Below are 2,959 nucleotides of genomic sequence, written 5' to 3'. Positions count from 1 at the left end.
CCCTAGCGCCCCCGGGCGCCGGACGCCGCTCCCCTGAGGGGCGGCGTGTCCAGCCCCGCGCCGTCCCTCAGGCCCTGGAGGAAGGCCCCGATCGCCTCCGTGGACGTACGGGCCGGCACCCAGCCCAGTTCGTCCCGGGCCCGGCCCGCGTCGAGGAGCGGCAGCCGCAGGACGGCGTCCAGCAGTCCGGGGGCGGCCGGCGCGAGGTGCATCCTCCAGGCCGCCGCCAGGGCCGCACGCGCCGCGGCGGCGGGCAGCGGCACCGTACGGGCCCGCAGCAGCCCCGCCACGGCCGCCGTGTCCAGGACCGGATCGGCGACCAGGTTGAACGGCCCGCGTACCGGGCGCACCACGGCGGCCAGGTACGCCTGTGCGGCGTCGTCGGTGTGCAGGGCCTGGAACCGGAGCCCCGTGACGGCGGGCAGGGCGGGGACGAAGCCGGGGCGGATCAGCCGCCAGGGCAGGAGCGGGCCGGCGAAGATGCGCCGTTGCTCCGAGGCGGACGTCGCCTTGAAGAGGAAGCCCGGCCGCATCCGGACCACCCGCATGCCCGGGTGGGACAGCTCGTAGCCGTCGAGGTACCGCTCCAGGTACGCCTTCTCCCGCGTGTAGGCGGCGCCGGGCCAGCCGTGCGTCGGCCAGGACTCGTCGACCGGCCGCCCGTCGGCGGGCCCGGGGGAGTACGCGCCGACCGAGGAGGCGTGCACCAGGGCGGGGACCCCGGCCAAGGCACAGGCTTCGAAGACCCTGACGGAGCCCAGCACGTTGGTGCGCCAGGTCTCCACGGGGTCGTGCGTGGGCTGGAACTTCCAGGCGAGGTGCACGACCGCGTCCGCGCCGGCGAACAGCCCGGCGAGATCGGCCCCGCCCGGGTCGACGTCCGCCTCCGCCCAGTGCACACCGCGGATCTCCAGGCCCGGCAGGCGGCGGGCGACGCCGAGCACGTACGTGACCGCCGGGTCGGACGCCAGGGCGCGCACGACGCTCGTGCCGGCGTTGCCGGTGGCGCCCGTCACGACGACCCTCATGACGGCCACCCGGCCCGGCGAAGGCGGATCCGGATCATGTCACCAGCTCCCGTCGAACGGTTCGTTTTTCCCCGAGGACCGGCGCCTTCCCCGGCCGGAGGCGGGAAAACGGACGGGATGCCGGATCTCGTCGGCGGCCCGCGACCGGCCGGGCGTGGCGTGACCTCCCGGGCACGGGGCAGACGCAGGGGGAACCGAGCCCCGACGAGCGATACGAGCGATACGAGCGATACGAGCGGTACGAGCGAGACGAGAAGAGGAGCGCCCCATGACGTCCTACGGATACTTCCTGGCCAGCGAGGAGTTCACCCCGGCCGAGCTGCTCGACCAGGCCCGGCAGGCCGAGGCCGCCGGATTCACCTCGCTGGCCATCTCCGACCACTTCCACCCCTGGAACGACGCCCAGGGCAACAGCCCCTTCGTGTGGTCGGTCATCGGAGCCCTGTCGCAGACCGTCGACCTGCCCATCACCACCCTGGTGACCTGCCCGACCGTACGCATGCACCCCTGCATCACCGCCCAGGCCGCGGCCACGTCGAGCGTGCTGACCGGCGGCCGGTTCCGCTTCGGGGTCGGTTCGGGGGAAGCACTCAACGAACACGTCCACGGCGACCCGTGGCCGCCCTTCGACGAACGCGCGGACATGCTCCGGGAAGCCGTGCAGGTCATGCGCGAGCTGTTCGGCGGCGAGCGGGTCACCCACCGCGGCAGGCACTACACGGTCGAGAACGCCCGCCTGTACACCTGCCCCGACTCCCCGCCCCCCGTGTACGTGTCCGGCTTCGGGCCGAAGGCGGCGGCGCTGGCGGCGGAGATCGGCGACGGCTACGTCCTGATGGGACCCGACCGCGAACTGGTCGACGCCTTCCGCGGAGCCGGCGGGACGGGCAAGCCCGTCATCGGCGGGCTGAAGGTGTGCTGGCACGAGAACCGTGACGAGGCCGTCGACACCGTCCACCGCCTGTGGCCGAGCGAACAGCTGCCCGGCGAACTCGCGCAGATCCTCCCCACCCCGGCCCACTTCGAGCAGGCCACCCAACTCGTCACCCGCGCCCAGGTGGCGGAGTCCACCCCCTGCGGGGACGATCCGGCCGAGCACATCGCGGCCATCGAACGCTACGCGGAGGCGGGCTTCGACGAGGTGTACGTGGGCCAGATCGGCCCCGACCAGTCCGCGTTCTTCGACGCCTACCGCACGACGGTCCTCCCCGCCCTGTCCCGCGGCTCCGCCGAATCCGCCGAAGCGGCGTAGAGGCGTACGGCCTGCCGCCGGGTTCCGGGGTCCCGGCTACGGGCCAGGCCGGCCTCCACGACGAGCCGCGGGTGCTCGGCGTCCACGACCAGCCGGTCCAGCCCCTGGCCAGGCTCCTCCCGGGAGCCATGAACGAGGCCGCGCTCTGGATCGCGCGGGGCGGAGACGCGCAGGGCGCGGAGCAGGCGCTGGACAGCCTCCTGGCGGGGCTGCGCCAGGCGCCCGGTACCCCCGGCTAGCGGACTTCGGCGGCCTTGAGCAGGCGCCCGGGCAGGTAGGGGGAGCTGACCCGGACGTCCCAGCCGCGCCGGCGGGCGTGGCAGGCCAGCGCCAGGACGTCGAGGCTGACCGCGGCGTCGGGTCCGTCGGCCCGGTCGGCGACCCGGAAGTGGTCGCGGTGGGCTTCGAGGGCATCGGCGAGGGCCAGGTTGAAGCTCTCCTCGTCGCCGTCCACGAGCTGCGACAGCAGGACGGCCGGAGGCGCCGGCACGGGCGATCCCTCGGCCTTCGCGGCCTCCCGCAGGGCCCGCTCCGCCGCCGGCCGGGCGTCCGCACCCCGCAGGTGGGCGTGGAGGGCCTCCCGGTACGCGGCGGACCCGCCCTGGTCGGGACCGACGGCCGCCGGGCCGGCCAGGACCAGCGGGGCGAGGTCCTCGCGTTCCCCGGTGATCAGCGCCAG

General features: G+C 74.9%; 4 protein-coding genes. 2 read left to right on the top strand and 2 right to left on the bottom strand.

Annotation, left to right across the window (positions count from 1 at the left end):
• Positions 1-2: 2 nt before the first annotated feature.
• Positions 3-1,028 (bottom strand): NAD-dependent epimerase/dehydratase family protein, encoded by a 1,026-nt coding sequence (locus tag SSNG_RS01040; RefSeq protein ID WP_050779817.1) that lies wholly within the window; start codon positions 1,026-1,028, stop codon positions 3-5.
• 268 nt (positions 1,029-1,296) lie between these two features.
• Between SSNG_RS01040 and SSNG_RS01035 the strand changes: the two genes are divergently transcribed.
• On the top strand, positions 1,297-2,280 hold the full coding sequence (locus SSNG_RS01035) for a TIGR03557 family F420-dependent LLM class oxidoreductase (RefSeq protein WP_007261916.1): 984 nt from the start codon (positions 1,297-1,299) through the stop codon (positions 2,278-2,280).
• 71 nt (positions 2,281-2,351) lie between these two features.
• The gene (locus SSNG_RS38955) at positions 2,352-2,519 is read left to right on the top strand and encodes a hypothetical protein (RefSeq protein WP_206731271.1); all 168 of its coding nucleotides are present in this window, start codon (positions 2,352-2,354) and stop codon (positions 2,517-2,519) included.
• On the opposite strand, the gene SSNG_RS01030 is transcribed toward SSNG_RS38955, so the two are convergent.
• A partial coding sequence (locus SSNG_RS01030; protein WP_042800355.1) for an immunity 49 family protein occupies positions 2,516-2,959 on the bottom strand: 444 nt, incomplete at its 5' end. The two genes, SSNG_RS38955 and SSNG_RS01030, sit on opposite strands and share 4 nt — an antisense overlap.

This window comes from Streptomyces sp. C (assembly GCF_000158895.1).
Taxonomy (GTDB): domain Bacteria; phylum Actinomycetota; class Actinomycetes; order Streptomycetales; family Streptomycetaceae; genus Streptomyces; species Streptomyces racemochromogenes.
Note: the sequence above shows the minus strand (reverse complement) of the source record. Positions and strands in the feature narration are given on the sequence as shown.